Origin of the sequence: Paenibacillus popilliae ATCC 14706 (genome assembly GCF_000315235.1) — a bacterium.
Classification (GTDB): Bacteria; Bacillota; Bacilli; order Paenibacillales; family Paenibacillaceae; genus Paenibacillus_B; species Paenibacillus_B popilliae.
In genome coordinates, this window is sequence record NZ_BALG01000187.1 from 1 (window position 1) to 3,275 (window position 3,275).

3 protein-coding genes are annotated in these 3,275 nt (G+C 46.0%); all 3 read left to right on the plus strand.

Features of this window, described 5'->3' with window-relative positions:
• Positions 1-526, plus strand: a 526-nt coding sequence (locus PPOP_RS13065) for a terminase small subunit (protein ID WP_234399827.1), incomplete at its 5' end; no start/stop codon positions are given.
• Positions 519-1,766, plus strand: a complete 1,248-nt coding sequence (locus PPOP_RS13070) for a PBSX family phage terminase large subunit (RefSeq protein ID WP_006286954.1) — start codon at positions 519-521, stop codon at positions 1,764-1,766. The genes PPOP_RS13065 and PPOP_RS13070, both read left to right, overlap by 8 nt.
• An 11-nt stretch (positions 1,767-1,777) precedes the next feature.
• Positions 1,778-3,211 (plus strand): phage portal protein, encoded by a 1,434-nt coding sequence (locus PPOP_RS13075; RefSeq protein ID WP_006286955.1) that lies wholly within the window; start codon positions 1,778-1,780, stop codon positions 3,209-3,211.
• Positions 3,212-3,275 lie beyond the last annotated feature (64 nt).

Here is a 3,275-nt window from a genome sequence, read left to right on the forward strand (position 1 = left end):
TGAAAGGATGGTGATACACATGGCATTGACGGCCAAGCAACAACGGTTTGCTGATGAATATCTAATTGACCTCAATGCCACGCAGGCGGCGATCCGGGCGGGCTACAGTCCGAAAACAGCAAAGGAGATTGGTTCGGAAAACTTGACCAAACCTAATATACGTGCATATATAGACACTCGGATGGCCGAACTGTCAAAAAGGACGGGCGTAAATCAGGAGCGGATCATTCGGGAATTGGGGAGAATCGCCTTCGTAAATGCTTCGGATGTTATAGACATAAAGAACGCAACGATACGTGAAAACGCCAGTAGCGAGGACACGGCTGCAATTGCCTCTGTCAAGGTAAAGACCTCTTATTCCGATACGGGCGAGATGATCGAGCGAGAAATTCGTTTCGCTGACAAGAATAAGGCGCTGGAACTGCTCGGCAAGAGATTCGGAATGTGGCTCGATAGACAACAGGTAGACGTGCAAGGAGCCGTCCAAATAGTAGACGACATTCCGAAAGGGAACGGCAATGATTAAGGTTCCACTTTCGAATCTGATCGCGCCTAGTTTCTACGATATTCACCACGCGCTGAAAGAGGACCTTTACACACATTACTGGCTTAAGGGCGGCCGCGGAAGTACAAAGTCATCCTTTATCAGTATGGAGATCATACTCGGAATGATGCGGGATCCAGATGCAAATGGGGTGGCCCTCAGAAAGGTAAAGGAAACACTCCGCGAATCTGTATTCGAACAATTAGCCTGGGCAATCGAAAAATTGAGTGTTTCTCACTTGTGGGATATCCCAAAGGCCAAACTGGAACTGACATATTTACCTACAGGGCAGAAAATTCTATTTCGCGGCGCCGATAGTCCGAAAAAGATAAAGTCTGCCAAGGTTTCTAAGGGTTATTTTAAATATGTTTGGTTTGAAGAAGTGGATGAATTTGATGGGATGGAGGCAATACGGACGATTAACCAAACGTTGCTTCGTGGTGGCCAAACGTTCACTGTCTTCTATTCGTATAACCCACCGAAGTCGCAACGCAACTGGGTAAACGCGGAAGTTACAGAACAGAGAAATGATAGACTTGTTCATCATAGCACTTATTTAACTGTTTCTCGGCAATGGCTGGGCGAACAGTTTTTTATTGAAGCTGAGCATCTTTTAGCAACTAAACCTGACAACTACAAACACGAATATCTTGGCGAGGTTACGGGTACAGGCGGGGAGGTATTCACTAACCTCACGTTTAGGCAGATCACAGATGATGAAATACGTATATTCGACCGCATTCGCAGAGGTGTTGACTTCGGGTATGCAAAAGACCCGTTTCACTACGGCGTTATGCACTTTGATAAGACTCGCAGAAGGCTATATATCTTTCATGAACACCATAAGGTGCAGTTCAGCAATAAGAAGGCGGCAGAACACATCAAAGAGGAAAATAAGCAGAATGGACAGGTTATTGGAGATAGCGCTGAACCTAAATCCATAGCTGAAATTAAGAGCTATGGTGTTCGCATTAAGGGAGCTAAGAAAGGCCCTGATTCTGTTGATTACGGAATTAAGTTCCTGCAAGACCTGGAGGAAATCATAATTGACCCTGTTCGCTGCCCTAATACAAAGCGTGAGTTCTATGGCTATGAGCTTACACCAGATGGAAACGGGGGATTTAAAGCAGAGTATCCCGACAAGGACAACCACAGTATAGATGCTACAAGGTACGCTCTTGAAGATGACATGAAACAAGCAAGTATTTCCGTGTTAAAGTGAGGTGATTACTTTTGTTTGCAAGCAGGCTGCAGGAGATCGGGCAGATTCTAAAGGGCAACGCGCCGATGACGTTATCTGAAATATGCGAGGAAGAGATTAAGGAGTTCAAGGCATCCGAACAGTACCGGCGAATGCTTGAAGCCGAACAGTATTATCGCAATCGGTCAGATGTGCAGCGAAAGACTGTTGAGCTGGAGAACCGCTCAAACGTAAAGTTGGAGCATCCGATATTAAAGAAGCTTGTTAATCAAAAGGCGGATTATTTGCTCTCTAAACCGTTTACGGTTGAATGTGAGAATAAGAAATACGCTCAAGAGCTAAGTGCTATATTCGACAATGAATTTCGCCGTAAGATCAAGTCGCTTGGCAAAGGTGCGGTAAAGAGCGGTATCGCCTATCTGGCGCCGTTTTTCGAAGATGGAAAGCTGCGATTCATGCGACTGCCGTCACATGAAGTTATCCCACTGTGGAAGGACGCAGAGCATACCAGAATTGGGGCATACATCCGTTTCTATGATCAAGTTGTTTATGATGGCCGCAACAAGAAGACGGTTATGCGGGTAGAATATTGGGATGAAAGCGGAGTAAAACGCTTTAGGAGTAATGGACAAGGTGCCACAACCTTGGTACCCGATACGGATTTTGAACCGGAAGAGTCGCACTTTCAGATTAATGGTAAGCCGTACAACTTCGAAACTGTGCCGCTGGCATGGGTAAAGTATAATGAAGAAGGGCTGCCGCTGCAGTATTACATCAAGGATCTTATCGATGATATCAACTGGCAGAGTTCGGTCACATCGGATGTACTACGAGATGTAGCCAAGTTTATTTATATCCTCAAGGATTATGGGGGCGCAGACTTAGCAGAGTTTCTCCGAGATTTACGAGAAAACATGGCGATAAAAGTAGAGGGAACAGGTGATGTAGACAAGCTGCAGGCAGACATCAATATTGATGCAGTTATGGCTTTCTTGGATAAGAACCGCCGTGACTTGTTCGACTTCGCCTCAGCCGTCGATACCAAAGACCCCGACCTTGGCAATGCCAGTGGTACGGCTATTAATTTCAGGTATATGGATCTTGATACAGATTGCGCCGCACTTGCTGCGGAGTTACAGGACACCTTCTTGCAACTGAAGGTGTTTTTTGATGTCTATCTTCAGATTGTCGGCAAAGGCGACTTTACCAACGAGACATTCAGTATCACGTTTAACGCCGATATGCCGGTTAATGAGACGGACATCATCACCAACATACGAAATAGCGTTGGTATTATCTCAAAGCGGACGCAACTTGCTAACCATCCATGGGTACAGGACGTGGACGAAGAGCTTGAACAAATCAAGAAAGAGCAGCAAGAAGCCATGGAGCAGTTTGGTTCTGGCATGTTTGATGGCGCTATGGGAGCTGCAGGCGGTGAGCCGGTAGATGACGAAAAACAATGATTACTGGGTTAAGCGAGCGCTGCAGCGTGAATCTGAATCAGCAGCCAAAGGCGCAGCATTAACT

Bases quoted from the DNA above. Each gene is read 5' to 3' on its own strand.
- PPOP_RS13070 (WP_006286954.1), top strand. From the start codon at position 519: ATGATTAAGGTTCCACTTTCGAATCTGATCGCGCCTAGTTTCTACGAT.